The sequence below is a fragment of the Streptomyces monticola genome, from assembly GCF_042665355.1.
Taxonomy (GTDB): Bacteria; Actinomycetota; Actinomycetes; order Streptomycetales; family Streptomycetaceae; genus Streptomyces; species Streptomyces monticola.
In genome coordinates this window covers 42042-68418 of record NZ_JBHTCF010000028.1, presented here as the reverse complement: position 1 = coordinate 68418, position 26377 = coordinate 42042, and the positions used below count along the sequence as shown (strand labels likewise).

22 protein-coding genes are annotated in these 26377 nt (G+C 70.4%); 9 read left to right on the top strand and 13 right to left on the bottom strand.

All coding sequences use genetic code 11. The annotated features are described in order from the left end of the window. Positions 1–44 precede the first annotated feature (44 nt). A complete protein-coding gene (locus ACFQVC_RS38605; protein ID WP_381840010.1) occupies positions 45–1121 on the top strand; it encodes an alpha/beta fold hydrolase in 1077 nt (358 codons plus the stop codon). 56 nt (positions 1122–1177) lie between these two features. Here ACFQVC_RS38605 and ACFQVC_RS38600 read toward each other — a convergent pair whose 3' ends face one another. Next, positions 1178–2566 carry a sensor histidine kinase gene (locus ACFQVC_RS38600; RefSeq protein WP_381840008.1) on the bottom strand — a complete coding sequence of 463 codons (1389 nt, stop codon included), beginning with the start codon at positions 2564–2566 and terminating at the stop codon, positions 1178–1180. Continuing rightward, positions 2563–3294, bottom strand: a complete 732-nt coding sequence (locus tag ACFQVC_RS38595) for a response regulator transcription factor (protein WP_381840005.1) — start codon at positions 3292–3294, stop codon at positions 2563–2565. Before ACFQVC_RS38595 ends, ACFQVC_RS38600 begins: the two co-directional genes overlap by 4 nt. A 63-nt stretch (positions 3295–3357) precedes the next feature. Here ACFQVC_RS38595 and ACFQVC_RS38590 point away from each other — a divergent pair, with 63 nt between their 5' ends. Both ACFQVC_RS38590 and ACFQVC_RS38585 read left to right on the top strand, forming a co-directional pair. Further along, entirely contained in the window at positions 3358–4554 is a 1197-nt protein-coding gene (locus tag ACFQVC_RS38590) for a UDP-N-acetylglucosamine--N-acetylmuramyl-(pentapeptide) pyrophosphoryl-undecaprenol N-acetylglucosamine transferase (protein WP_381840002.1), read from the top strand. Beyond that, positions 4551–5543, top strand: coding sequence for a GDP-mannose 4,6-dehydratase (locus ACFQVC_RS38585; protein WP_381839999.1), 993 nt, complete (start codon positions 4551–4553; stop codon positions 5541–5543). Before ACFQVC_RS38590 ends, ACFQVC_RS38585 begins: the two co-directional genes overlap by 4 nt. On the opposite strand, the gene ACFQVC_RS38580 is transcribed toward ACFQVC_RS38585, so the two are convergent. Continuing rightward, complete coding sequence (locus ACFQVC_RS38580) at positions 5531–6199, bottom strand: TetR/AcrR family transcriptional regulator (RefSeq protein WP_381839996.1); 669 nt, start codon at positions 6197–6199, stop codon at positions 5531–5533. The genes ACFQVC_RS38585 and ACFQVC_RS38580 overlap by 13 nt on opposite strands. Before the next feature lie 377 nt (positions 6200–6576). Here ACFQVC_RS38580 and ACFQVC_RS38575 point away from each other — a divergent pair, with 377 nt between their 5' ends. The 4 genes from ACFQVC_RS38575 to ACFQVC_RS38560 all read left to right on the top strand — a co-directional run bounded on the left by ACFQVC_RS38575 (position 6577) and on the right by ACFQVC_RS38560 (position 10866). Next, positions 6577–7554, top strand: a complete 978-nt coding sequence (locus ACFQVC_RS38575; RefSeq protein WP_381839993.1) for a tetratricopeptide repeat protein — start codon at positions 6577–6579, stop codon at positions 7552–7554. A gap of 702 nt (positions 7555–8256) precedes the next feature. Beyond that, the gene (locus ACFQVC_RS38570) at positions 8257–8889 is read left to right on the top strand and encodes a DUF6230 family protein (RefSeq protein WP_381839990.1); all 633 of its coding nucleotides are present in this window, start codon (positions 8257–8259) and stop codon (positions 8887–8889) included. A gap of 164 nt (positions 8890–9053) precedes the next feature. Then, positions 9054–9608 carry a DUF6114 domain-containing protein gene (locus ACFQVC_RS38565; protein ID WP_381839987.1) on the top strand — a complete coding sequence of 185 codons (555 nt, stop codon included), beginning with the start codon at positions 9054–9056 and terminating at the stop codon, positions 9606–9608. Then, positions 9598–10866 (top strand): hypothetical protein, encoded by a 1269-nt coding sequence (locus ACFQVC_RS38560; protein WP_381839984.1) that lies wholly within the window; start codon positions 9598–9600, stop codon positions 10864–10866. Before ACFQVC_RS38565 ends, ACFQVC_RS38560 begins: the two co-directional genes overlap by 11 nt. 101 nt (positions 10867–10967) lie before the next feature. Here the strand turns inward: ACFQVC_RS38560 and pyk are convergent, their stop codons facing one another. The 3 genes from pyk to pta form a co-directional block, all read right to left on the bottom strand. After that, complete coding sequence (pyk, locus tag ACFQVC_RS38555; protein ID WP_381839981.1) at positions 10968–12398, bottom strand: pyruvate kinase; 1431 nt, start codon at positions 12396–12398, stop codon at positions 10968–10970. Positions 12399–12523: 125 nt separating this feature from the next. After that, positions 12524–13732, bottom strand: coding sequence for an acetate kinase (locus ACFQVC_RS38550; protein WP_381839978.1), 1209 nt, complete (start codon positions 13730–13732; stop codon positions 12524–12526). Between the two features lie 32 nt (positions 13733–13764). After that, positions 13765–15861, bottom strand: a complete 2097-nt coding sequence (gene pta, locus ACFQVC_RS38545; protein WP_381839975.1) for a phosphate acetyltransferase — start codon at positions 15859–15861, stop codon at positions 13765–13767. Positions 15862–16145: 284 nt separating this feature from the next. Here pta and ACFQVC_RS38540 point away from each other — a divergent pair, with 284 nt between their 5' ends. After that, complete coding sequence (locus ACFQVC_RS38540) at positions 16146–17171, top strand: ATP-dependent 6-phosphofructokinase (protein ID WP_381839972.1); 1026 nt, start codon at positions 16146–16148, stop codon at positions 17169–17171. An 86-nt stretch (positions 17172–17257) separates the two neighbouring features. Here ACFQVC_RS38540 and ACFQVC_RS38535 read toward each other — a convergent pair whose 3' ends face one another. The 6 genes from ACFQVC_RS38535 to ACFQVC_RS38510 form a co-directional block, all read right to left on the bottom strand. Further along, complete coding sequence (locus tag ACFQVC_RS38535) at positions 17258–17965, bottom strand: helix-turn-helix domain-containing protein (RefSeq protein WP_381839969.1); 708 nt, start codon at positions 17963–17965, stop codon at positions 17258–17260. A gap of 92 nt (positions 17966–18057) precedes the next feature. Continuing rightward, positions 18058–18975: a carbohydrate ABC transporter permease gene (locus ACFQVC_RS38530; RefSeq protein ID WP_381839966.1), complete on the bottom strand. Its 918-nt coding sequence runs from the start codon at positions 18973–18975 to the stop codon at positions 18058–18060. Beyond that, entirely contained in the window at positions 18976–19872 is an 897-nt protein-coding gene (locus tag ACFQVC_RS38525; protein WP_381840070.1) for a carbohydrate ABC transporter permease, read from the bottom strand. Positions 19873–19918: 46 nt separating this feature from the next. Then, complete coding sequence (locus ACFQVC_RS38520) at positions 19919–21280, bottom strand: extracellular solute-binding protein (RefSeq protein ID WP_381840067.1); 1362 nt, start codon at positions 21278–21280, stop codon at positions 19919–19921. A gap of 175 nt (positions 21281–21455) precedes the next feature. Further along, positions 21456–22175, bottom strand: coding sequence for a response regulator (locus tag ACFQVC_RS38515; protein WP_381839963.1), 720 nt, complete (start codon positions 22173–22175; stop codon positions 21456–21458). Positions 22176–22192: 17 nt separating this feature from the next. Continuing rightward, complete coding sequence (locus ACFQVC_RS38510) at positions 22193–23788, bottom strand: ATP-binding protein (protein ID WP_381839960.1); 1596 nt, start codon at positions 23786–23788, stop codon at positions 22193–22195. A 174-nt stretch (positions 23789–23962) separates the two neighbouring features. On the opposite strand from ACFQVC_RS38510, the gene ACFQVC_RS38505 reads away from it, so the two are divergent. Beyond that, on the top strand, positions 23963–25330 hold the full coding sequence (locus ACFQVC_RS38505) for a cation:dicarboxylate symporter family transporter (RefSeq protein ID WP_381839957.1): 1368 nt from the start codon (positions 23963–23965) through the stop codon (positions 25328–25330). 189 nt (positions 25331–25519) lie between these two features. On the opposite strand, the gene ACFQVC_RS38500 is transcribed toward ACFQVC_RS38505, so the two are convergent. Continuing rightward, positions 25520–26359, bottom strand: coding sequence for a hypothetical protein (locus tag ACFQVC_RS38500; RefSeq protein WP_381839954.1), 840 nt, complete (start codon positions 26357–26359; stop codon positions 25520–25522). Positions 26360–26377 lie beyond the last annotated feature (18 nt).

Sequence of the window (26377 nt, the reverse complement as noted above, 5' to 3'; positions counted from 1 at the left end):
TAGGCGCGGCGGCGGTGCCCGAACCCCTGCCACTGGAGGACCCCTTGAGACCGCCCCGCCGTCGTACGACCGTCGCTGCCACCGCCCTCGCCGTGCTCGGCGCGTTCCTTGTCGGGGGCTCGGGCGTCGTGAGCGCGAGTGCGCCGAAGCTGCCCGAGGTGCAGGACGGCTTCGACTCGCTCGGGCCCGATGTGCGGGCGGCGAAGCTGTCGTCGGGGCGCACGGCGCACTTCACCGACGCGGGGCCGCATGACGGGCGGCCGGTGCTCTTCATCGGCGGCACCGGGACCAGCGCCCGCGCCGCGCACATGACCGACTTCTTCAAGTCCACCCGCGACTCCATGGGCCTGCGCCTGATATCCGTCGAGCGCAACGGCTTCGGCGACACCGCCTTCGACAAGTCCCTGGGCAAGGCCGACTTCGCGAAGGACGCCCTCGAAGTCCTCGACCGCCTTGGCGTGCGGAAGGCCTCGGTCATCGCCATCTCCGGCGGCGGGCCCTACGCCGCCGAGCTCGCCGCCCGCGCCCCCGAGCGCATCCGGGCCCTCCATCTCGCCGCCGCACTGCCCCCGTTCGGGGCGAAGCCCGCGTACTGCGGCCTGTCGGACGACGCGCTCGCCGCCGCTCTGAAGGACTCCGTCAAGGACCCGCGCAAGTGGTGGGCGTTCCCCGACGACAGCCCCGTGAAGTCGATCCCGGGCTTCGCGGACACGGCGTACGAAGAAGGCGCGCGGACCTTCAACCAGCGCGGACAGCAGGCGGATGTGGCACCGCAGGTGCACGAGCAGCGGCTGTACTGCGAGCGGCCGGGCCCCGGCCTCGGGCGCCTGAAGGCCCCGGTCTATCTGTACGCGGGCGAGAAGGACACGACCGTGCCGCCGTCGACCCTGGCGACCTGGCAGGACGCGCTGCCGGGACGTGCGGTCGTACGGCGCTACGCCGACACCGGGCACGACGTGCAGTACCGGCACTGGGATCAGATCCTCGCCGACCTCGCCGGATACGGGGACCGGACCGTGGTCTGCCGCAAGGGGGACAGCGCGCTGCTGCCCGCGCGCGAGGCCGAGCGGCTGGTCGGGGCGGCCCGGGCCACGGTCGGCAGTTGCGCCTGGGCCGGTTAGGACCGGTCAGGGCCAGTCAGGGCCAGTCAGGGCCAGTCAGGGCCAGTCAGGACCGGTCAGGGCCGGTGCGGGAGCGTCAGGCGGAACAGGGCCCCGCCGCCGGGTGCCGCCTCCGCCGTCAGATCGGCCCCGTGGGCGCGCGCGATCTGCCGGGCCATCGCCAGACCGAGGCCGGAACCCGGCAGGGCGCGGGCGGACTCGGCGCGGTAGAACCGGTCGAAGACATGGGGCAGGTCCTCGGGGGCGATCCCGGGGCCGTGGTCGCGGACCGTCAACTCCCTGGTGGTCAGGGTGACTTCGACGGGTGCACCGGGCGGGCTGAACTTCGCGGCGTTGTCCATGAGATTGGTCAGGAGGCGGGAGAGGCGGGCGGGGACGCCGGGCAGCGTCCGGTGCTCCCCCGCCTCGTCGACGGCCAGGGTGAACGGCGTGCTCGGCCAGTGCGAGCCCGCCGTGTCCGTCGCGTGCCGGACGAGCCCCGCCAGGCCCACCTGCTCCACGAGCGGCTGCGGCTCCTCGTCACGGGCCAGCTCGATCAAGTCGTTGACCAGGCCCGTGACTTCGCGCAGCTGCCGGGTGAGAGCGGCGGACGCCCGGTCGCGCTGGGCGTCGGTGAGCCGGCCGGCGCGGGAGAGCAGCTCCGCGTTGGTGCGCAGGGCGGTGAGCGGGGTGCGCAGCTCGTGCGAGGCGTCGGCGACCAGGCGGCGCTGTGCGGTGACGGACTGCTCAAGAGCGCCCAGCATCGTGTTGAACGTGGCGGCCAGACGGGTCACTTCGTCCTCGCGGCCCGCCGGGCCCGGCGGGAGCTCGATGCGGTGGCGCGGGTCGCGGGTCGCGGCGATCCGCTCGGCGGTGGCGGTCAGCCGGGTGACGGGGGCGAGGCCGCTGCGGGACACCCAGTAGCCGAGGCCCGCGGCCACCAGAATGCCCGCGGCGCCCACCGCGGAAAGGAGCAGCGCGGCCTGGTGCACCCCGCGGTCGGCGATGTCGGCGCGCGACGCGACCTGCACGGCCTCGCCCTTGCCGAACGTCGTCGTATACATCCGCGCCGGATGCCCGTCGAGCGTGAAACTCGTGTAGTACGGGGCGAGCCGGCCGGCGGCGACCGCCCGGGTCGAGTCGGTGACGGGCAGCAGATAGGGCCGCTTCGGATCGTCCGTCTTGTCGGCGGGGACGACCTGCGTGCAGGCGGGGGCGCCCAGGAAGCGGCACTCGCCGGTGAGCACGCCGGGGCCTTCCTCGCGATGCTGCTGGGCGACCAGGGTCGCCGACTGGGCGAGATTCTGGTCGAGTTGCTGGTACAGCTTGAAGCGGATCACGAAGAACGCCGCCGCGCAGATGCCGATGGCCACCAGCGCCACCGCCGCCGTGGTGGCCAGGGCGAGCCGGGTGCCCAGCGGCCTGCGGCGCCGCCACCGGGCGCCGAGCCGGTGCAGGCCGCTCATGCCGTGTCCAGGCGGTAGCCGACGCCGCGGACCGTGTGCACCAGGCGCGGCTCGCCGCCGGACTCCAGCTTGCGCCGCAGATAACCGACGTACACCGCGAGGGAGTTGGAGTCCGGGCCGAAGTCATGGCCCCACACCAGTTGCAGTATGCGCTCGCGCGGCAGGACCTGGCGCGGGTTGAGCAGGAGCAGTTCGAGCAGCGCGAACTCGGTGCGGCTGAACTCCATCGTGCGCCCGCCCCTGCGCCCTGTGCGGGTCGCCGGGTCCACCACCAGGTCCGCGAAGGACAGCTCGCCGCCGTCGTCGGCCGGCTCCGGCGCGAGCCGGCGGAGCAGGGCCCGGAGCCGGGCCGTCAGCTCGTCGAGGGCGAAGGGCTTGACCAGATAGTCGTCGGCGCCCGCGTCGAGGCCGTCGACGCGTTCGCTGACCGAGCTGAGGGCGGTCAGGACGAGTACCGGAGTGCGGTCGCCCAGGGCGCGCAGCCGTCGGCACAGGCCGAGGCCGTCGAGCACCGGCATCATCACGTCCAGGACGATGGCGTCCGGCTGCCAGGCCGCCACCTCGGACAGCGCGGTCAGTCCGTCGGCGGCGCCCCGCACCTCGTACCCCTCGACCGTGAGGCCGTCCTCGACGGCGGCGCGCACCTCCGGCTCGTCGTCGACGACGAGGATGCGGGCGGCGGCTGTGGCGCCTGCGGCGGCACTCGTGGCGGGATGGCTTCCGGTCATGGCGACAAGACTGTCAAACCGTGCTCTTAAAGACTTCTTAGGCGAAGTTGTCAGTGTGCCTCCATGCGCACACCACACACGGAAGTACCAGCCGAAACAGCAGTACCCACCGCGAGCGCACCTCTTTCCGTCGTCATCGGTGCGGGCGGCACCGGCGGCCATATCTATCCGGGACTCGCGCTCGCCGACGCCCTGCGGCGCGCGGTGCCGGACGCGGTGATCTCCTTCGTCGGTACGACCCGGGGCCTGGAGACCCGGCTCATACCGGAGGCGGGGTACCGCCTGCACACCGTTGACATGATCCCCTTCGACCCGGCACTCGGCGCCAGGCGCTATCTGCTGCCCGCGGCGCTGCTCAAGTCGGGGGCCCAGTGCCGCTCGATCCTGCGCGCGCAGCGGGCGCAGGTCGCCGTCGGGATGGGCGGCTACCCCAGCGCACCCGTGATCGTCGGCGCCCGCATGGCGCATCTGCCCAGCGTGATCCACGAGTCCAACGCGGTGCCCGGCCGGGCCAACCAGTTCGCGGCCCGCCTCACCCCGAACGTCACCGTCGCCTTCGACCGCAGCTGCGCCCATCTCTCGGGCGGCGAGCACGCCCGCACCGTCGGCATGCCCATCGCGGCGGCCCTGGCCCGCCTGGACCGCGCCGCCCTGCGCGCCGAGGCCCGCCGCTCCCTCCAAGTCCCGGACGGGGCACGCCTGGTGCTGTTCAACGGCGGCAGCCTCGGCGCCGCCCGGCTCACCGAGGCGGCGGTCGGCCTCGCCGAACGGTGGCGGCACCGCACCGACGTACATCTGCTGATCAAGACGGGACCCGCCGCCCTGGAGGAGACCCGGCGGCGGCTCGGAGACTCACCCGTCGCCCGCGCGGTGCCCTACCTGGACCGCATGGACTACGCGTACGCCGCCGCCGACCTGGTCGTCTGCCGGGCCGGGTCCGCCACCGTCGCCGAACTCGCCAGCACCGGCGTCCCGGCCGTACTCGTGCCCTATCCGCACGCGCCCGGCGACCACCAGACGCACAACGCGCGCGTGCTGTCGGACGCCGGTGCGGGACTGCTCCTTCCGGACGCCGACACCACCGCGGACGCGCTCGCCGCGCTCGTGGAACCCCTGCTCGCCCGGCCGGGACAGCTGGCCGCGATGAGCGGCGCCGCCGATCCCGGACCGCACGCACACGCCGCGGAGCTGCTCGCCGCGGAAGTGCTGAAGCTCGCCCACCCCCGTAGGAACCTCTCCCGACTGGAGCCCGCCGCATGACTGCCGACTTCCATGGCCGTACCGTCCTCGTCACCGGAGCGGAGGGCTTCATCGGCTCCACGCTCGTCGATCTGCTCGTCGAACAGGGCGCGCGGGTAAGGGCGTTCGTGCACTACAAGCCGTACGCCGAAAAGGGCCACCTCGCGCGCTACCTCGGTGACTCCCGGGTCGAGATGATCGCCGGTGATGTGCGGGACGCGGGCCGTGTGATGGACGCCGTCGCGGGCTGCGACACGGTCTTCCACCTCGCTGCGCTCATCGGCATCCCGTACAGCTACGACTCGCCCGGCGCGTACGTCCAGACGAACGTCGTCGGTACGGAGAACATCGCGGAGGCCTGCCGCAGGCACTCGGTGCGGCGCCTGCTGCACACGTCCACCAGCGAGGTGTACGGCACCGCGCGCACCGCCCCCATCAGCGAGGCACACCCGCTGCAGCCGCAGTCCCCGTACTCCGCGTCCAAGATCGGCGCCGACATGATGGCGCTCTCGCACTGGCATGCCTTCGAGCTGCCGGTGACGGTGGTGCGGCCGTTCAACACCTACGGTCCGCGGCAGTCCGCGCGCGCCGTGATCCCGACGATCCTGGCCCAACTGCACGCCGGTGCGCGGGAGATCAAGCTCGGCTCGACGAGCCCGACGCGGGACTTCACCTACGTCACGGACACCGCTCGCGGGTTCCTGGCGCTCGCGGGCTGCGATCTGGCGCTCGGTGAAGTGGTGAACCTGGGCTCGGGGCAGGAGATCTCGATCGGGGAGCTGGCGCGGGAGCTGATCGCCGCGTCCGGGCGCGAGGCCGAGGTCGTGGTGGACCCGGCCCGCCTCCGGCCCTCCGGGAGTGAGGTGGAGAGGCTGCTGTCCGACAACTCGCGGGCGCGGGACTGGGCCGGCTGGGCCCCCGAGGTGTCCCTCTCGGAAGGGCTGAAGCGGACGTCGGAGTGGGTGGCGGAGAACCTGGGGCTTTTCGCGCCCGACCGCTACCAGGTGTGACCCCGGCTGTTCGTCTCCGACCGCGGCGGCGACGTGGCCGCCGCTGCCGCCAGACCGCCGAGCAGCAGCGTGACGAAACCCCTGGCCCACTCCGTGTCCACCGGTTCCGCGCTCACCAGGGAGCGGTGCACCACCGCGCCCGCGACCACGTCGAAGATGAGGTCGGCGGTGCGGGCGGCGGCGGACTCGTCTTCCTCGTAAGGGAGTTCACCGCGGGCCTGGGCGCGGCGGCGGCCTTCGAGCACGAGGCGTTTCTGGCGGTCCACGATCGCGTGCCTGATCCGGGCCCGCAGCGCCTCGTCCCGGGTGGACTCCGCGACGACGGCCATGAGCGCGGTGCGGGTCTCGGGGCGTTCGAGGAGTGCCGCGAACTGCAGGACCACGCCTTCGGCGTCCGCCGCGAGGCTGCCGCGGTCGGGCAGCCGGAGTTCGTCGAAGAGCACCGCCACCGCGTCCACGACGAGTTCGCTCTTGCCGGCCCAGCGCCGGTACAGGGTCGTCTTGGCGACGCCCGCGCGGGCGGCCACATCGCCCATGGTCAGCTTCGACCAGCCCAGGTCGACGAGCGCGGCCCGGGTGGCCTCGAGGATCGCGGTGTCGGCATCGGCGTTGCGGGGGCGTCCCATGCGCCCCGAGCGAGGGGATGTGCGGCACATGCGGGTGACCATACCGGTCGGTAAGTCGGGTGACCCCGGGCCGTTTCCGTGAGGCAGATCACCGGCCCCGGACACCGGGGGAGGGTGGGCGCGGGAGATCGCGTGGAGATACGCTACGAGTCGTAGCGAAAGCTTCGGAGCTCGTAGGGAAGCCTGGACGGGGAACACCGTACGAGCGGCAACCACAGGTGCCGGGTGGGGACCCGGCGCCGAACGGAAGAAGGTCCTCCTCGGGACCCGGGCCGTGACCTGTCCGTACGCCTCGCAATCCGGCGGGAGGCCTGCGGACGGGCCGCGGTCCCACGAGGACGGGACAAGTCATGCCGGATTTTCCCGGGGCTTTTCACACGCGCGCGCCGAAGGGGGAGGATGTACTCATGCAGCCACGGAACATGTCCATGAGCGGAGTCGTCGACCTCGCCGCGGTGAAGGCGGCCCAGGAGGCCAAGGCGAAGGCGGAGCAGACTCGCGCCGAAGCCGCCAAGCAGGGCGGCGGCGGTGCCGTATCGCCCGCCAGTCTCGTCATCGATGTGGACGAGGCGGGATTCGAGAACGACGTCCTGCAGCGCTCCGCAGAGGTACCCGTCGTCATCGACTTCTGGGCCGAGTGGTGCGAGCCGTGCAAGCAGCTCGGCCCGCTGCTCGAACGCCTCGCGGTCGAGTACAACGGCCGCTTCCTGCTCGCCAAGGTCGACGTCGACGCCAATCAGATGCTGATGCAGCAGTTCGGGATCCAGGGCATCCCGGCCGTCTTCGCGGTGGTGGCCGGACAGGCCCTGCCGCTCTTCCAGGGGGCCGCGCCCGAGGCCCAGATCCGCCAGACCCTGGACCAGCTGGTCCAGGTCGCCGAGGAGCGCTTCGGGATCACCGGCATCGCCGTCGACCCGGCCGCCCAGGGGGCCGAGGCCCCGGCGGCCGAGGCGGAGGAGCCCGCGGGCCCCTATGACGCGCTGCTCGAAGCCGCGGTCCAGGCCCTGGACGCGGGTGACCTGGGCGGCGCCGTGCAGGCGTACAAGAACGTTCTCGCCGACGACCCGGGCAATACCGAGGCCAAGCTCGGCCTCGGCCAGGCCGAACTCCTCCAGCGCGTACAGGGCGTGGACCCGCAGCAGGTGCGCCGGGACGCCGCCGAGAAGCCGGCCGATGTCACCGCGCAGATCGCCGCGGCCGACCTCGACCTGGTCGGCGGGCATGTCGAGGACGCCTTCGGGCGCCTGGTCGACACGGTCAAGCGCACGGCAGGGGAGGACCGCAACGCCGCCCGTGTGCGGCTGCTCGAACTCTTCGAGGTGGTCGGCGCCGATGACCCGCGGGTCGCGGCGGCGCGTTCGGCGCTCGCCAGGGCGCTGTTCTGACGGACGGGTACTGATGCACCCCGCCCGGTCCGCACGGTCCGTAATGCTCCTTACGGCCCGTGACGGGCGCCCGGTGTCCGGCTGTTGGTGAGCTGGCGCTAAACGGGTGGGGTCGCGGTAGCCCTGTGAAAATTCAGCGACGAAGCGAGCAGGCGGCCGCGCTTTACCAAAACTTGGTAATCGCGGCCGCTGTTACTCGCAGTAAATCAAGGGCAGTGTTCTGTCCGAATCCGCCCCGCAATTCACCGGTTTCTTCCGAGGGTTGGCTGTACCGAGTGCGACCGCTCGATGCCGGGCGGTCGCGACGTGGTTATCCAGCCGTTACCAGCGAGTAACGAACCCCCTTGTGCGGGCGCTCCGAATGCACCACGATCGGCCACGCTCGGTCCATTCCCGTACCCCCGACGGCCAGCTCGGGACACGGGGCTCCTGGGTCCCCACCGAGTGACCGAAGGCACCGCCGACGGTCTAAGGACAGGGGGGTCTCTGCCGACCGGCAGGGCCTGTCCGGCAGGTTGCGTGAAGGCGTGACCAGTGGTTGTCGCTCGGGGGTGATCGCCGGTGATTCGGGCGCAATTGCGTGCCTGGAAATACAGCAGGCGCTCTCCTTCCCGAGGACGTAGCACTTCTCCCATCCCTGCCCGGCTGAGCCGCAGGTGGCAGTCAGGGTCAGGAGATGTACGTCCGAGAAGGAGGAAAGTCATGGAATCCGTGGCTCGTGGCGGAACCAGATGGAAGCGGTTCGCCGTGGTCATGGTGCCGAGCGTCGCGGCGACCGCCGCGATAGGCGTCGCCCTTTCACAGGGCGCGCTCGCGGCATCGTTCAGTGTGTCGGGTCAGTCGTTCAAGGTGGCGGCGGACAAGCTCGACGGCAAGGGCATGGTCCAGTACGGCGGTGTGGACGTCGGCGTGGACATGGAGGGCAAGAAGGCCTCCCACCCGGTGTCGGTCTCCGCGTTCAACTCCGCGCAGATCACCAACATGTGTCAGTCCGTTGTGACGCATGTTCCGGTGCTCGGTGACATCACGCTGCAGCTCAGGGCCGGTAACAAGGGCAAGCCGGTGGAGGCCGAGAGGCTTTACATCGACGTCGCCCAGCTTGACGCCGACGCCGAGTTCAGGGACATCAACATCGGTGTCGCCGCCGGGCAGTCCACCAAGGGCCCCGGCATGAAGGGCGGCAAGGAGCAGGCCAACCCGAACGGCTTCGCTCAGGAAGCCGACCGGGCCATCCTCACCGACATCAAGCAGACGGCCTGGGCGACCAGCGCCGGCACCTTCAAGCTGAGCGGTCTCAGCATGAAGCTGAAAAAGGGCAAGCAGGAGTGCTTCTGAGCGCTCGCGGAGCGCGCTGAAGCACTTGTCGGCCGGGCGGTCCGTGTGACGGCCGTCCGGCAACTGGCCCGGCGGGCGCGGAGCGTGGTCTCCCGCCCGCCACCACAGATCTCCCCCGATCTTCTCCCGTACTGCGTACCGCCGGTTCCAAGGAGCTGTTTCCCATGAGCGCCGAGTCACCTGGGCCGAACGACACCTTCCTCAAGATCCACCGCAGGAAGTTTCGCGCCTGGCGGGGCACCCGGCCCTTCTGGGCCGGTCTCCTCACGATTCTTGGCGGCGTTCCGATCGCCTATCTGCCCTACGGCAACATCAAGCTCGGCAATATGACGCTCGCCATGGCCACCACGGCGGGCGCCGGTTCGCTGATCATCGGCGTACTCCTGATCGTGCTCGGCCTGACCATGTGGTTCCAGTACCACTCACGGGTCTTCGCGGGCGTGGCGGCGATCCTGCTCGCGCTTGTCTCCCTGGTGGTCTCCAACATCGGCGGCTTCCTGATCGGGTTCCTGCTCGCGCTGATCGGTGGTGCGCTCGGTATCGCCTGGGCGCCTGCACGGCCCGCGGGTGAGGACGCACAGCGCGAAGGCAGGCCCGGGGAGCCCGCGGCGGACGGTGTGGCGGAGCCCGCCGTGGCCGGCGCCGCGAACGGGATGAGTGACGACCTGTCAGCTACAAGTTCGACGAACGAGACGAACGGGAGGCACCGTGCCCGGTGACGAGGTGCACCGCGAGGGCTCGCCGGATGAGGGCCGGGCAAGATCCGGGCCGCGGCATGCGGCGCCCAGGAAGCCCCTGCTCACCAGGTTGCATGTGCCCGCGGGCAAGGCGATAGCCATCGCGGCGATGCCCGCGAGCGTGCTGATGGGCATGGGCCTGACGCCGACGCTGGCCGTGGCCAAGCCGCAGCCCAAGAACCCCTTCCAGGACGGCCCGTGTGTCACGGCGCCGGACAAGGAAGCGGAAGAGGACGCCAAGGCCGAGGAGGCGAAGGAGAAGGCCGAGCGGGAGAAGGCGGCGAAGGAGAAGGCCGAGCAGGAGCAGAAGGACGAGGCCGCGAAGCCGACGCCTTCGCCCTCCGCGGGCGGCTCCGGCGGCACGGGCGACGAGCCCGCGGCCACGCCCTCGCCCTCCGCCTCCGGTGACTCGGCCGACGAGGCGGAGTCCGAGGCCTCGCCCTCGGAGTCCGAGACGAAGAACCCGCTCGACCCCCTGGGTGTCGGCGACAAGATCAAGGACCTCTTCACCCCGGACGACGAGGAGGAGCCGGAGCCGTCGCCGTCCGCGAGCGAGGACGAGTCGGCCGACGAGCCGTCCGACCCCGTCAAGGACACCGTCGACGGTGTCAAGGACGGTGCCGAGGACGCCGTGGACAAGGTCGGCGACGGCGCGAAGGATGCCGCCGACAAGGCCGGGGAAGCGGCGGACAAGGCCAAGGACGCCGTGCCGTCACCGAGCGCGAGCGACTCGATGGCGCCGGACGAGAACGGCAAGAAGCCGTTCCCGTGCGTGGTGGAGAAGAAGGTCGACGGCAAGGCGGAGACCCCGCCGGTGCCGGTCCCGGACGAGCCGTGGCTCCTGGAGGCCAGTTCGCTGACGCTCAAGGGCGCGGACTACCAGGGGATCGTCAACCTCACCACGGCCGGCGGCAAGACCAAGCAGGTCATGAAGTACGTCGTCAAGGACGGTACGGACATCGGCGATCTGCACCAGATCGTCAGCGGCCCGAACGGCTCGAAGTACCACATCGAGGCCGACAAGGGCACGACGTCCACGATCCGCAACGGCGAGACGACGATGTACACCGAGCGGCTTTCGGGCAAGCTCTTCGGCCTGATCCCGGTCACGTTCGACCCGGAGCACCCGCCGCCGCTGAACATCCCGCTGATCTACGTCACGGATGTCGAGGTCACGCAGGCGGCCCAGTTCGGCGGCACCCTCAAGGTGCCGGGGCTCTCCCAGCGGATCGTCCGCTAACCGCTCAGGACGGTCCCCCGAAATCCCTTCCGGGAGCCGCGAGAACGCCCGAGGGGCACCCCGTCACCGGGGTGCCCCTCGGGCGTTGGCGTGTACGGCGGTCAGTCGCGCTCGCCGCCGCCGAGGTGATGCACCCGGACCATGTTGGTGGTGCCGGGGATGCCGGGGGGCGAACCGGCCGTGATGATCATGGTGTCGCCCTTGTTGAAGCGCTTGAGCTTGAGCAGCTCGGCGTCCACCAGCTCGACCATCGCGTCGGTGTTGTCGACGTGCGGCACCACGCGGGTGTCCACGCCCCAGCTCAGGGCGAGCTGGTTGCGGGTGTTCGCGTCGGTGGTGAAGGCCAGGATCGGCTGGCTGGCGCGGTAGCGGGACAGACGGCGGGCCGTGTCACCGGACTTGGTGAAGGCGACCAGCGACTTGGCGTCCAGGAAGTCCGCGATCTCGCAGGCGGCGCGGGCCACCGAACCACCCTGTGTACGCGGCTTCTTGCCGGGCACCAGCGGCTGCAGGCCCTTGGAGAGCAGCTCCTCCTCGGCGGCCTGGACGATCTTCGACATGGTCTTGACGGTCTCGATCGGGTAGGCGCCCACCGACGACTCGGCGGAGAGCATGACCGCGTCCGCGCCGTCCAGGATCGCGTTGGCGACATCGGACGCCTCGGCGCGCGTGGGGCGGGAGTTGGTGATCATCGACTCCATCATCTGGGTCGCCACGATCACCGGCTTGGCGTTCCGCCGGCAGAGCTCCACCAGGCGCTTCTGCACCATCGGGACCTTCTCGAGCGGGTACTCGACGGCGAGGTCGCCACGGGCCACCATGACCGCGTCGAACGCCGCGACGACGCCCTCCATGTTGGCGACGGCCTGCGGCTTCTCCACCTTGGCGATGACGGGGACGCGGCGGCCCTCCTCGTCCATCACCTTGTGGACGTCCTTGACGTCGTCGGCGTCCCGGACGAAGGAGAGCGCGACCAGGTCGCAGCCCATCCGCAGCGCGAAGCGCAGGTCCTCGACGTCCTTCTCGGAAAGGGCCGGCACATTCACGGCCGCGCCGGGCAGGTTGATGCCCTTGTGGTCGGAGATGACACCGCCCTCGATGACGATTGTCTTGACCCGGGGGCCTTCGACATCGGTCACCTTGAGCTCGACGTTTCCGTCGTTGATCAGAACCTGGTCACCCTTGGCGACATCGCCCGGCAGACCCTTGTACGTGGTTCCGCAAATGGACTTGTCGCCCGCGACGTCCTCGGTGGTGATGGTGAACTGGTCACCGCGTACCAGCTCGACGGGGCCCTCGGCGAAGGTTTCCAGGCGGATCTTCGGACCCTGCAGGTCGGCGAGGACGCCGACGGCCTGGCCGGTGTCCTCGGCGGCCTGGCGGACCCGGTCGTAACGCTCCTGGTGCTCTGCGTGGGATCCGTGGCTGAAGTTGAAGCGGGCCACGTTCATACCGGCCTCGATGAGAGCTTTCAGCTGCTCGTACGAGTCGACGGCGGGGCCCAGGGTGCAGACGATTTTGGAACGGCGCATAAGGCGGATCCTATCGGTTTGTTTCGGAGCGGAATATTCCGTCTGGTGGAAAGTCCAAATGGGCGAACCGGCGCTCAATTGTCGCCCGTTGGGGCGCCGGATTTCAGCGTGTTCCGGCGCCCTTTTCAGGAATTCACCAAGGCGTACGTCTGGGTCGCGATCTCCAGTTCCTCGTCGGTGGGTACGACGGCGACGGCGACCCGCGCGTACTCGGGGGAGATCAGCCTCGGCTCGTCCCCGCGCACCGCGTTGAGGTCGGCGTCCACCGCCAGGCCCAGCTCCTCCAAGCCTGCGACGGCCGCCTCGCGTACCGCTGCAGCGTTCTCGCCGACGCCCGCCGTGAACGCCACCGCGTCCACCCGGCCGAGCACCGCGGAGTAGGCCCCGATGTACTTCTTCAGACGGTGGATGTAGATGTCGAAGGCGAGGCGGGCCTGTTCGTCGCCCTCGCCCATGCGCCGGGTGATCTCACGCATGTCGTTGTCGCCGCACAGGCCGACCATGCCGCTCTTCTTGTTGAGGAGCGTGTCGATCTCGTCCACGGACATCTGCGCGACCCGCGCCAGATGGAAGATGACGGCCGGGTCGAGATCGCCGGAACGGGTACCCATGACCAGGCCCTCAAGCGGCGTCAGACCCATCGAAGTGTCCACGCAGGCACCGGCCTTGACCGCCGACGCGGAGGCGCCGTTGCCCAGGTGCAGGACGATGACATTGACCTCTTCGGGCGCTTTGCCGAGCAGCTTGGCCGTCTCGCGCGAGACGTAGGCGTGGCTGGTGCCGTGGAAGCCGTAGCGGCGGATGCGGTGCTCGTCGGCGGTCTGCACATCGATCGCGTAGCGCGCCGCGGACTCCGGCATCGTGGTGTGGAAGGCGGTGTCGAAGACCGCGACCTGCGGCAGGTCGGGGCGCAGGGCCTGGGCGACCTTGATGCCGGTGATGTTCGCCGGGTTGTGCAGCGGCGCCACCGGCACCAGGCGCTCGATCTCGGCGAGCACCGTGTCGTCGATGACGGTCGGCTTCGTGAAGGTCAGACCGCCGTGCACCACACGGTGGCCGACGGCGGCGAGCTCGGGGGAGTCGAGGCCGAGACCGTCCTTGGCCAGCTCCTCGGCGACCGCCTTCAGCGCGGCCTCGTGGTCCGCGATCGGACCGTTCAGCTCACGCGACTCGGCGCCTCCTCCGGTCAGCGGGGTGTGCTTGAGGCGGGAGGTCTCCTCGCCGATCCGCTCGACCAGGCCGACGGCGAGACGCGCGTTGTCCCGCATGTCGAGGAGCTGGTATTTCACCGACGAGGAGCCGGAGTTGAGGACGAGGATACGAGTCGCGGTCACAGCTGTGCGGCCTTCTGTGTGGGGAGGGGTGGTCATGCGCTGGCGGTGTTGGCGGTGTCGGCCGGGGACTGGGCCTGGATCGCGGTGATGGCGACCGTGTTGACGATGTCCTGGACGAGGGCGCCGCGCGACAGGTCGTTGACCGGCTTGCGCAGACCCTGCAGAACCGGGCCCACCGCGATCGCGCCGGCCGAGCGCTGCACGGCCTTGTAGGTGTTGTTGCCGGTGTTGAGGTCCGGGAAGATCAGCACCGTGGCCTGGCCCGCGACCTCGGAGTCCGGCAGCTTGGTGGCCGCGACGGAGGGCTCCACGGCGGCGTCGTACTGGATCGGGCCCTCGATCTTCAGGTCGGGGCGCTGGCCGCGGGCCAGCTCGGTGGCCTCGCGGACCTTGTCGACGTCCGCGCCCGAGCCCGACGTACCCGTCGAGTAGGACAGCATCGCGACCTTCGGGTCGACACCGAACTGCTCGGCGGTGGTGGCCGACTGGACGGAGATATCGGCCAGCTGCTCGGCGTTGGGGTCGGGGTTGACCGCGCAGTCGCCGTAGACGAGCACCTTGTCGGCCAGGCACATGAAGAACACCGAGGACACGATCTTCGCGTCCGGCTTGGTCTTGATGATCTCGAAGGCGGGGCGGATGGTCGCGGCCGTGGAGTGCACCGATCCCGACACCATGCCGTCGGCGAGGCCGTCCTGCACCATCAAAGTGCCGAAGTAGTTCACATCCGCGACGACGTCGTGGGCGAGTTCCACCGTGACGCCCTTGTGGGCGCGCAGGGCCGCGTACTCCTCGGCGAACTTCTCCCGCAGCTCGGAGGTCTGCGGGTCGATGAGCTGCGAGCCGGCGAGGTCGATACCCAGGTCCGCGGCCTTCTTGCGGATGGCCTCCACGTCGCCGAGCAGCGTCAGGTCGCACACACCGCGGCGGAGCAGGACGTCGGCGGCGCGCAGGACGCGCTCCTCCGTGCCCTCCGGCAGGACCACGCGGCGGCGGTCCGAGCGGGCCTGCTCGATCAGCTTGTGCTCGAACATCATCGGCGTGACGCGGCCGCTGCGGGACACCTCCAGGCGGCTGAGCAGCCCGGCGCCGTCGACATGCCGCTCGAAGAGACCGAGCGCGGTCTCCGCCTTGCGGGGCGTCGCGGCGTTCAACTTCCCTTCCAGGGCGAACAGTTCGGTCGCCGTCGGGAAGGAGTTGCCGGTCACCGAGATCACCGGGGTGCCGGGCGCGAGCCGGGCGGCCAGGCGCAGGATCTCCTCGCTCGGCTGCTCGTTGAGGGTGAGCAGCACGCCCGCTATGGGCGGCGTACCGGCGCTGTGCGCGGCGAGGGCCCCCACCACCAGGTCGGCCCGGTCGCCCGGGGTCACGACCAGGCAGCCGGGGGTCAGGGCGTTCAGGAAGTTCGGCAGCATCGCGCCGCCGAAGACGAAGTCCAGGGCGTCGCGGGCCAGACCGGCGTCGTCGCCGAGCAGCACCCGGCCGCCGAGCGCATGGGTGATCTGCGCGACCGTGGGCGCCGAAAGGGCGGGCTCGTCCGGCAGGACGTAGCAGGGCACCGGCACCCGGGCGGTCAGCCGCTCGGCGATGACCTCCTGGTCGCCGGGCGCGACCCGGTTGACCACCATGGCGAGGACGTCGCAGCCCAGGCCGTCGTAGGCGCGATAGGCGTTACGGGCCTCGGCGCGCACGGACTCGGCGGTCTGGTTCTTGCCGCCGACCACCGGCAGCACCCAGGCGCCGAACTCATTGGCAAGGCGTGCGTTGAGGGCCAGCTCGTCGGGGAGCTGGGTGGCGGCGAAGTCGGTGCCGAGCACGAGCACGACCTCGTAGTCGCGGGCCACCTGGTGGAAGCGGTCGACAAGGCGCGAGACCAGCTCGTCCGTGCCCTGCTCCGCCTGCAGCGCGGACGCCTCGTGGTAGTCCATGCCGTACACGGACGCCGCGTCCTGGGAGAGCCGGTAGCGGGCCCGCAGCAGATCGAAGAGTCGGTCGGGGCCGTCGTGGACCAGGGGGCGGAAGACGCCGACCCGGTCGACCTGCCGGGTCAGGAGTTCCATGACCCCCAGCTCCACGACCTGACGGCCGTCGCCACGGTCGATCCCGGTCACGTACACGCTGCGCGTCACGCGTGCTCTCCGTTCCATCGCTCGCTTGTGCGCCCGGCCCCGGTACGTACGAGACGACCAGGACAAGCGCTCACAAAAATACCCGATATGGTGTGGTTGCCCTCTTGACAATACCCCTGCGGGTGGATAGAGCGCCCGCCGGACAAAGGGCCTGACGGCGCCGGGTCCAAGGGCCTTGGAGGGTCCCTTCCGGTGGAGTACGTGAAAGGGGCGTGCCCCTGAGGCCCGTGGAACAATCGGAACCCGGCTCATGCGTACGACTAGCGAGCAGGAGATTCAGCACGATGCGTATCGGAATTCTCACCGCAGGCGGCGACTGCCCCGGCCTGAACGCAGTGATCCGGTCGGTCGTGCACCGTGCCGTCGCCGCGCACGGTGACCAGGTCATCGGCTTCGAGGACGGCTACAAGGGTCTGCTCGACGGCTACTACCGCCCCCTCGACCTGACCACGGTCAGCGGCATCCTCGCCCGCGGCGGCACCATCCTCGGCTCCGCCCGCCTGGAGCGCGGCCGGCTGCAGGAGGCCGTGCGCGAGGCGCCCGCCCTGACCAAGCGGCTCGGTATCGATGTGCTCATCCCCATCGGCGGCGAGGGCACCCTGACCGCGGCCCGGATGCTCTCCGACGCGGGCATGCCGGTGGTCGGCGTACCCAAGACCATCGACAACGACATCTCCGCCACCGACCGCACCTTCGGCTTCGACACCGCTGTCGGTGTCGCCACCGAGGCCATGGACCGCCTCAAGACCACCGCCGAGTCGCACCAGCGCGTGATGGTCGTCGAGGTCATGGGACGGCACGCCGGCTGGATCGCGCTCGAGTCCGGTATGGCCGGCGGCGCCCACGGCATCTGCCTGCCCGAGCGTCCCTTCGACCCCGCGGACCTCGTGAAGATGGTCGAGGAGCGGTTCGCCCGCGGCAAGAAGTTCGCCGTCATCTGCGTCGCCGAGGGCGCGCACCCCGCCGAGGGCTCCATGAACTACGGCACCGGCGAGATCGACCAGTTCGGCCACGAGCGCTTCAAGGGCATCGGCACCGCCCTCGCGCACGAGCTGGAGCACCGCCTCGGCAAGGAGGCCAAGCCGGTCATCCTCGGCCACGTCCAGCGCGGCGGCACCCCCACCGCGTACGACCGGGTGCTCGCCACCCGCTTCGGCTGGCACGCCGTGGAGGCCGCCCACCGCGGCGAGTTCGGCCATATGACGGCGCTGCGCGGCACGAACATCGAGATGGTGCCGCTCGCGGAGGCCGTGACCGAGCTGAAGACGGTGCCGGAGTACCGCATGGCGGAGACGGAATCCGTCTTCTGACCGAGGCGCGATCCGCATGTGAACGACCCGACAAAGCCCTTCGGCCCGCCACGGCCGGAGGGCTTCGGCGTATCCGCACCGGGACTTCAGGCCCCTTGTGAACGGACCAGGGACCAGAATTCGTCCACGATCCGCTCCAGGAACTCCCGGCCCGCGTCGCCCGTGCTGCTCTGGGTCGAGCCCCAGCTCAGGGTCGACACCATGCGGGAGTGGTACTCGCCGTGCAGCCGGTCGAGGGCGTACTCCACGATGTCCCGCGCCACCGGCACCAGCTTGGCCACCGGCCGCACATAGCCCTCCCAGCGCGCCGTGGCCGCGCTGCGCAGCAGGTCCGCCAGCTTCTCGTCGCGGCCCGTCACCGTGGTGAAGTCACGCGCCGACAGACCGAGCACCTCGGAGAGCGCCGCCGACTGCCGCTCGTTGCCCCGCCACTTCCCGGTGTCCTCCATCCGCAGATACGTGGCGTGGTCGAAGCCCACCGCCCGCGCCACGTCCTCCGGTGCGAGGCCCCGCGCAAGGCGGTGCTCCCGCAGCGTCGTCGCCGCCCTGAGCAGCTCACCCGGCGCACACCACAGCGCACCGGCGAGCGCCGTCAGCTCGGTGGCGGAGGGCGCGGCCTGTCCCCGCTCCCAGGCGGTGACGGTGTCCGGAGTGACGTGCCCGAGCCCATAGCTGGCCCGCATGCTGTACGCCACATGCCCCGGCGCCATCCCCAGCGCCTCGCGCAGCCGGCGGGCGGCGAGGTGGTCGAACGGTGGTGAGGGCTGGTCGGCCGGGCTCTGGTGCACGCGCACACGCTAGGGGGCTACCGGTTGGTCGCCTACGGTGCGTTCCGCCGGGATTGCAGCTCGTAGGAAGGTACGAGACGGGGGCGGCGGTGTCGCGGTCACCCCTTGACCGCGCCGCCCAGGGCGAAGCCGCCGCCCAGGCGGCGGGCTATCAGGACGTAGAGCAGGACCACCGGGGTCGAGTAGATGATGCTGAACGCGGCCAGCTGGCCGTAGACGACCGAGCCGCGGTTGCCGAAGAAGTCGTTGATGCTGACCGAGGCGGGCATCTGGTCGGGGCTGAGCAGGAGCATGAAGGGGACGAAGAAGTTGCCCCACATCATGACGAAGGAGTAGACGGTCACGACCGCGATGCCCGGGCCCATCAGCGGGAGGACGACCCGGAGCAGGGACTGCAGTGCCGAGGCGCCGTCCGTCCAGGCCGCCTCCTCCAGCTCCCTCGGGACGCCGTCCATGAAGTTCTTGCAGAGCCAGACGGCGAACGGCAGTTGGGACGCCGCGAAGAACAGGATCGTGCCCTGCATGGTGTCGATCAGTTCCACCTGCACGAACATCGCGTACACCGGGACCATGATCGCCGTGATCGGCAGACAGGTCGCGAACAGCGTGACCGTGAGGAAGGTACGGCCGGCGCGGGAGCGGTAGCGCGACAGGGGATACGCCGCGAGCGCCGCGCAGACGACCGTCAGGAGCGTCGCGCCGCCGCACAGGATCAGGCTGTTCAGGAGCGGTGTGAACGTGATGTCCGGCTTCAGGACCGCGTCGAAGTTGTCGAGCGTGAAGGAGCCCGGCACCTTCACCTTCAGATTCGCCTCGGGGTCGAGTGCGGACAGCAGCACCCACAGCAGGGGCAGCGCGAAGGAGGCCGCGACAAGGACGAGTGCCGCGTCGGCGGCGAGCCGGCGGCCGGTGCGGCGGGACGCGAGGGTGCGCCTTCCGGAGGGCTTTCGTGCGGCCTTTCCCGCACCCCTTCCTGTGGTCTTTCCCGCGGCTTTCCCTGGGACGGAGACGGACACCTAGACCTCCGTACGCAGCAGGCGCATATAGACGAGCGAGAACAGGGAGCCCACCACCAGCAGGAGCAGCGCCACGGCCGTCGCGTAGCCGATCAGACTGTTCTGGAAGGCCTGTTCGTACATGTAGAGCGGCAGCGTCTGGCTGCGGTGGCCGGGGCCGCCGCGGGTCATCACCCAGATCAGGCCGAAGACCGAGAGGGTCTGCAGCGTGTTGAGCATCAGATTGGTGCCGATGGAGCGGCGGATCATGGGCAGCGTGATGTGCCACATGCGCCGCCAGCCGCCCGCCCCGTCGACCTCGGCGGCCTCGGTGACCTCCTTGGGGATCTCGTTCAGGGCCGCCGAGTAGACCAGCATCGAGAAGGCCGTACCGCGCCATACGTTGGCGAAGGAGACCGCGAGGATGGGCAGGGTGTAGAGCCAGTTCTGGCCCGGCAGATGCAGCCAGTCGAGGACCGCGTTCAAGGTGCCCTCGCGGCGGAAGAACGCGTAGAGGAGGAAGCCCGCCACCACCTCGGGCAGCACCCACGCGGAGATCACGATGCCGCCGGTGAGGGTGCGGACCGGCTTCGACGCGCGCTGCATCAGCGAGGCCAGGGCCAGGCCCAGGGTGTTCTGGCCGATCAGCGACGAGACCACCGTGAAGACGAGCGTGAGCCAGACGGCGTTGAGGAAGTCCTCGTCCCCGAAGGCCTTCGTGAAGTTGTCGAAGCCCACGAAGGACGACTCGGCCTGGCCGGTCAACTGCAGGTCGGTGAAGGCGAGATAGACGCAGTAGCCGATCGGCCCGGCCAGGAAGAGCAGCATCAGGACGAAGCCGGGGGAGACGGGCAGGGCCCGCCCCAGGGTGCGGCGCGGGGCGCGGCGCGGGCCCGCGCCGCCGGGTGCCCGCTGCACGGACGCGGGCGGCTCGGACGCGTACGAGGACTTCACTTACCGGTGCTCACTTCTTGATCACTTCGCCGTTCGTGACCGAGTCCAGCTCCTCGTCGTAGCCCTTCGCGGCCTCGTCCACCGACGCGTCGCCCGTCGTGACGCCCTCCATGGCCTCCTGGATGGCGGTGGAGACCTTCGGGTACGCGGGGTAGGCGGGCCGGTAGTGGGTGTGCGCGACCAGGTCCGTGAAGAACTTCAGGCCGGGCTGCGCCTTCGTGTACGACGGGTCCTCGGCGACGTCCTTGCGGACCGCGATACCCGAGTTGGCGATGTACCACTTCTGGGCGTTGGCCTTGGTCTGCATGGTCTCGATGAACTCGAAGGCCAGATCGGGGTTGCCGGACTTGGCCGGGATCGACCAGGTCCAGCCGCCCGACATGCTCACCTTGCCGGGGGCCTGGCCGTTCTGGGTCGGCATGTGCGCGAGGCCCAGCTCCTTGGACCACTCGGGCCACTCGTGCCCGGAGCCCTTCAGCCAGTCCTGCGGCAGCCAGGAGCCGTCGAGGTTGATGGCCAGCTTGCCCTTGGGCAGCATCTCGGCGCGCACGGTCGGGCCGATATTGGGGTCGAGGGCGTCGGACACCTCGGGGCCGAGCTTCTCCTTGTAGACCGTCTCGACGAACTTCAGGGAGTCCTTGAAGCCCTTGCTGCCCGCGATCCACTTCTTGGCGCCGGGGTCGTACATCGGGTCGTCGCCCGTGCCGTACAGGAGCATCTCGAAGCCCTGCATCGCGGACTGCTCACCGCCGGGCTTGCCCGTGTAGACGTTCAGCGGGATGACGCCCGGCACCTTCTTCTTGATGGTGCGGGCGGTCTCCAGGATGTCGTTCCAGTTCTTGGGCTGCCAGTTCTCGGGCAGGCCCGCCTTCTTGAAGATGTCCTTGCTGAACCACAGGCCGCGGGTGTCGGTGCCGTCGGGCACGCCGTACGTCTTGCCGTTCTGCGCCTTCGCCGCGGACTTCGCGGTGTCGATGAACTGGCCCCAGTCCTTCCACTTGTCCAGATAGGGGTCGAGGGGCTTCAAGTACCCGCTGGTGATGTCGGAGTTGATGAGGAACGTGTCCTCGTAGACCAGGTCGGGTGCCGTCTTGGGGGAGCGCAGCATCTGCTGCAGCTTCGTGTAGTACTCGGCGTCCGGCGCCTTGATCGGCACCAGCTCCACCTTCTTGCCCGGATGCGCGTTCTCGAACTGCTTCTTCATCTCGCCCAAGTAGTCGTCCATGACCCGGATCTGGTTGTCCATGGACTGCTTGTACGAGACCTTGACGACATCGGGGTCGCTCTCGGAGCCCCCGCCGCAGGCGGTGAGGGCGGATGCGGCGAGCAGGGCGGAAGCGGTGAGCAGCAGTGGGGTGCTGGGGCGACGCACGGGCACGGCACGACCTCCTACGAGCCATCCGGGCCAGGCGGCCCTTTGCCGGCCGCCCTCGCTGGCTGCTCGGTGAACGTACGGGCCGCTTCCTGGCTGGTCAATGCCCATGCGTGGGGGGTTGGGGGATCCGTGACAACGTTGTTATTGCCCGGTCGGACCCGGTCCGCGCCGGTCAGGTGTCGCTGCCGAGCCACCGGTAGTGCAGCTCGGGCCGCCCCACCTGCCCGTACTGCGGGCTGCGGGCCACGCGGCCGGCGGTGACCAGATGTTCCAGATAGCGGCGGGCCGTGATCCGCGAGAGGCCCGCGGTCTCGGCCGCGGCGGTGGCGGTCAGTCCGTCGGATGCGGCGCGCAGGGCGCGGGTGACGCGCTCAAGGGTGGGGGCGCTGAGGCCCTTGGGCAGGGCGGCGGGGCCCGGTGAGCGCAGGGCGGCCAGGGCCCGGTCCACCTCGTCCTGGCTGCCGGCCTCGCCCGCGGCGCCCCGGAACTCCGCGTACCGCACGAGCCGGTCCCGGAGCGTCGCGAAGGTGAAGGGCTTCAGGACGTACTGCACGACACCGAGCGAGACGCCTTCGCGTACCACCGTCAGATCGCGTGCCGAGGTCACCGCGATGACATCCGCCTGATGCCCGGCCGCGCGCAGGGAGCGGGCCAGCTGCAGTCCGTGCCCGTCGGGCAGATACAGATCGAGCAGCAGCAGATCGACCTCGGTGCGGTCGAGGACGCGGCGGGCCTCGGCGCCCGAGTGGGCCTTGCCGACGGTGCGGAAACCCGGCACGCGGTTCACGTACTGCAGATGCGCGTCGGCGGCCACGGGGTCGTCCTCGACGACGAGGACGCGGATGGGGCGTGGCTCGCGGGTCCCGGTCGTGTCCGTGTCTTCCCCGGTCATGCCCGTACCTCCCGCCGTCATGTCCGTGCCTCCCGTCGCAGGGGCAGCCGCACCGTGAACTGTGCGCCGCCGCCCGCCGGTTCGGTGGCGACGGCGGTGCCGCCGTGCCGCTGTGCCGTCTGGCGCACCAGGGCCAGACCGAGGCCGCGGCCCGGTCCCTTGCCGGAGCTGCCGCGACGGAAGACATCGGTGTCCGACGGGATGCCGGGGCCGTTGTCGGTGACCTGGAGCAGCAGCTCGCGGCCGGCCGATACGTCGGTGCGCGCGGTCACCGTAACGCGGCCGCCGGGGGCGCCGGTGGCCGCGTCCACCGCGTTGTCGATCAGATTGCCGAGGACGGTCACCAGGTCGCGGGGCGGCAGACCGGCCGGAAGCAGCCCGTCGTCGATGCTGCTGTCCGCGGAGACCACCAGCTCCACGCCGTGCTCGTTGGCCTGGGCCGCCTTGCCGAGGAGCAGGGCGGCGAGCACCGGCTCACCCACGGCGGTGACCACCTGGTCGGTGAGGGCCTGGGCGAGTTCCAGCTCGGCGGTGGCGAACTCGACGGCCTCGTCGGCGCGGCCGAGCTCGATCAGGGAGACCACGGTGTGCAGCCGGTTCGCGGCCTCGTGCGCCTGTGACCTGAGCGCCTGCGTGAAGCCCCGCTCGTGGTTCAACTCGCCGGTCAGGGCCTGCAGTTCGGTGTGGTCGCGCAGCGTCACGACGGTGCCGCGGCGCTCGCCGCCCGACACCGGGGACGTATTGAGGACCACGACGCGGTCACCGGTCAGATGCAGCTCGTCGACGCGCGGCTCGGTGGCGAGCAGGGCGCCGGTCAGCGGCACGGGCAGGCCGAGTCCGGCGACGGGCCGGCCCACGGCGTCGTCGCCGAGCCCGAGCAGCTCGCGGGCCCCGTCGTTGATGAGGGCGATCCGGCGCTGTCCGTCCAGCATCACCAGGCCCTCGCGCACGGCGTGCAGGGCGGCCTGGTGGTAGTCGTGCATGCGGCTCAGCTCGGCGGCGTTCATACCGTGCGTATGCCGGCGCAGGCGGGCGTTGACGACGTAGGTGCCGATGCCGCCGAGGGCGAGGGCCCCGGCCGCGACGCCGATGAGTCCGGTGAGCTGCTTGCGTACCTGCTCGGTGATCTCCTCGATGGTGATGCCCGCGCTGACCAGGCCCGTGATGCGGCCGCCGTTCTTGATGGGGGTGACGACCCGTACGGATGGGCCGAGGGTGCCGGTGTACGTCTCGGGGAACGTCGCACCCTTCAGGGCGGGCCCTATGTGGCCGAGGAAGCGCTCGCCGATGTGCTCCGGGTTGGGGTGCGTCCAGCGGATGCCGCGCGGGTTCATGATCGTCACGAAGTCGACACCGGCCGCCTCGCGGACCTTCTCGGCGTACGGCTGCAGGGTGGCCGTCGGGTCCTCGCCCCGGACGGCCCGGCGCACCGAGGGCGACTCGGCGACCGCCCTCGCCACCGCACCCGCCTGCCGCTCGGCGGCGGCCTCGGCCTGCCGGTGCGCGGTGACGTACGCGAACACCGCACACCCCGCGACCACGAAGGCGACGAGCACGACCTGCATGGCGAAGAGCTGGCCTGCGAGGCTGCGGGGACGGGGGACGCGGGGCATGCGGCCAGTGTGCACGGACGTATAAGCGCGAACTAAATGAACGCAAGGGTGACCCCGGTCACGGCGTGATGGATATTCTCCGGGACCGCTCAGGGCGTGAGTCGCACGCGAGGGCGCGTATCCCAGGACGGGTCGCACGGGACGCGGCACCGTATCCGTGAGCAAGGAGGCAACGTGGCCGCCAAGCGGGACAGAACCCACTATCTCTACATCGCCGTCATCGGCGCGGTGCTGCTCGGCATCGCGGTCGGATTCGCCGCGCCCGGAGTGGCGGTGGAGCTGAAGCCGCTGGGCGAAGGCTTTGTGAAGCTGATCAAGATGATGATCTCGCCCATCATCTTCTGCACGATCGTGCTCGGCGTCGGCTCGGTCCGTAAGGCCGCCAAGGTCGGTGCCGTCGGCGGGCTCGCGCTCGGCTACTTCATGGTGATGTCGACCGTCGCCCTCGCCATCGGCCTGGTCGTCGGCAACATCCTGGAGCCGGGGCACGGACTGCAGCTGACCGAGGCGGTGCGCGGCGCTGGTGAGGCGCAGGCCGAGGGGGCGTCGGAGTCCACCGCGGACTTCCTGCTCGGGATCATCCCGACCACCATGGTGTCCGCGTTCACCGGTGAGTCGGTGCTGCAGACCCTGCTTGTCGCGCTGCTCTGCGGGTTCGCGCTGCAGGCCATGGGGTCGAGCGGTGAGCCGGTGCTGCGCGGGATCGGGCACATCCAGCGCCTTGTCTTCCGTGTCCTCGCCATGATCATGTGGGCCGCCCCGGTGGGCGCGTTCGGCGCGATCGCCGCCGTGGTCGGTGAGACCGGTGTGGACGCCCTGAAGTCCCTGGCCGTCATCATGATCGGCTTCTATGTCACCTGCGCGCTGTTCGTCTTCGTCGTACTCGGCGCGCTGCTCAAGCTGTTCACCGGCATCAACATCTTCTCGCTCCTGAAGTACCTGGGCCGCGAGTTCCTGCTCATCGTCTCGACCTCCTCCTCGGAGTCGGCTCTGCCGCGGCTGATCGCGAAGATGGAGCACCTGGGCGTGAGCAAGCCGGTGACCGGCATCACGGTGCCGACCGGGTACTCCTTCAACCTCGACGGCACCGCGATCTATCTGACGATGGCCTCGCTGTTCGTGGCCGAGGCGATGGGCAACCCGCTGTCGATCGGCGAGCAGATCTCGCTCCTCGTCTTCATGGTCATCGCGTCGAAGGGCGCGGCGGGCGTCACCGGCGCCGGCCTCGCGACCCTCGCGGGCGGTCTCCAGTCGCACCGCCCCGAACTGGTCGACGGCGTCGGCCTGATCGTCGGCATCGACCGCTTCATGAGCGAGGCGCGTGCCCTGACCAACTTCGCGGGCAACGCGGTGGCGACGGTGCTCGTCGGCACCTGGACCAAGGAGATCGACAAGGACCGGGTGGCTCAGGTCCTCGCGGGCAGGCTGCCGTTCGACGAGCAGACGCTGGTGGACGACCACGCGCCCGCCGACTCGGCCGAGCTGCCCGAGCAGTCCGGGGGTTCCGAGGGAGCGGGCGGCAAGGAGAAGGTCGGCGTCTGAGCGGTGAGCATGGGTTGCCGGTGAAGGCCGATTGCCGGTGACGTGCGGTGACCGGTGAAGTGCGTGACCGGTGAAGTGCGGGAGGCGGGCCGCTGTTGAGCGGGCCGCCTCCCGCACTTGTTGGGACCGAGTTCGGGACCGGGACCGGGACCGGGGCCGAGTTCGGGTTCGGGTCCGGGTCCGGACCGGTCAGCGCACCTTGATGGTGAGGGTCTTCGTCACGGAGAACTTCCTGCTCTCGGCCGACTCGGCCTTGCTGCCGTCCTCGCAGCGGTAGCAGCCGAAGAGCTTGACCGTGGTCGTGCCTTCCGCACGGGCGTAGAAGCTGTACCAGTCCTGCCGAACGGCGGCCGGGTCGCCGCTGCTGCGTACGGTGCCGTCGAGCCGGACCAGCGAAGCGTCGGGCTCCCGGACGACCTGCCAGGTGTAACCCGGCTGGTTGTCGTAGCGGTTGGCGACGCGCACGTCCTCGTGCGCACGCATGGTGAGGGTGCCCGCGAAGTCCCCGTCCGCCGTGCGCGACCGGTCCGGCTCCCGAGGCCCTGACTGGTCCGGCAGCGGGTCCTCCGCCACGCGGCCCAGGTGGCTGCCCTCCTTGACCTCGACCGGATACGTCATGGTGCGGTCGCCGTCGGCCTCCGCCAGGACGACGCGGGCCGTCCCGGTCCTCAGCGCACGGAACGTGAAGTAGTGCGTGCCCTTGACGGTCTTCTCGCCCTTGGCGCGCAGCACGCCGTCCGACTCGCCGGAGTCCGCGAGGCGCCAGTCGGCCGCGCCGCCGCCCGGCCGTACGTGGAGCGAGAAGTCGTGGTCGGCGAGGACCTCGGTCCGCACCGACTGGGAGGCGATGTCGATCTCCCCGTCGGGTCCTCGGGGGATGCCGTGGAGGGGCGGGGGCGCGCAGCAGACCAAGTCGCTGTCGTCGTACTCCTCGTAGGCCACGACACCCCCGCCGCCGAGCAGCAGCACGGCGGCACCACTCATGCCCCAGCGGGCCTTCTTCTTACGCAGCAGCTTTCGTGTCGGCACCCCCATGACGACAGCCGG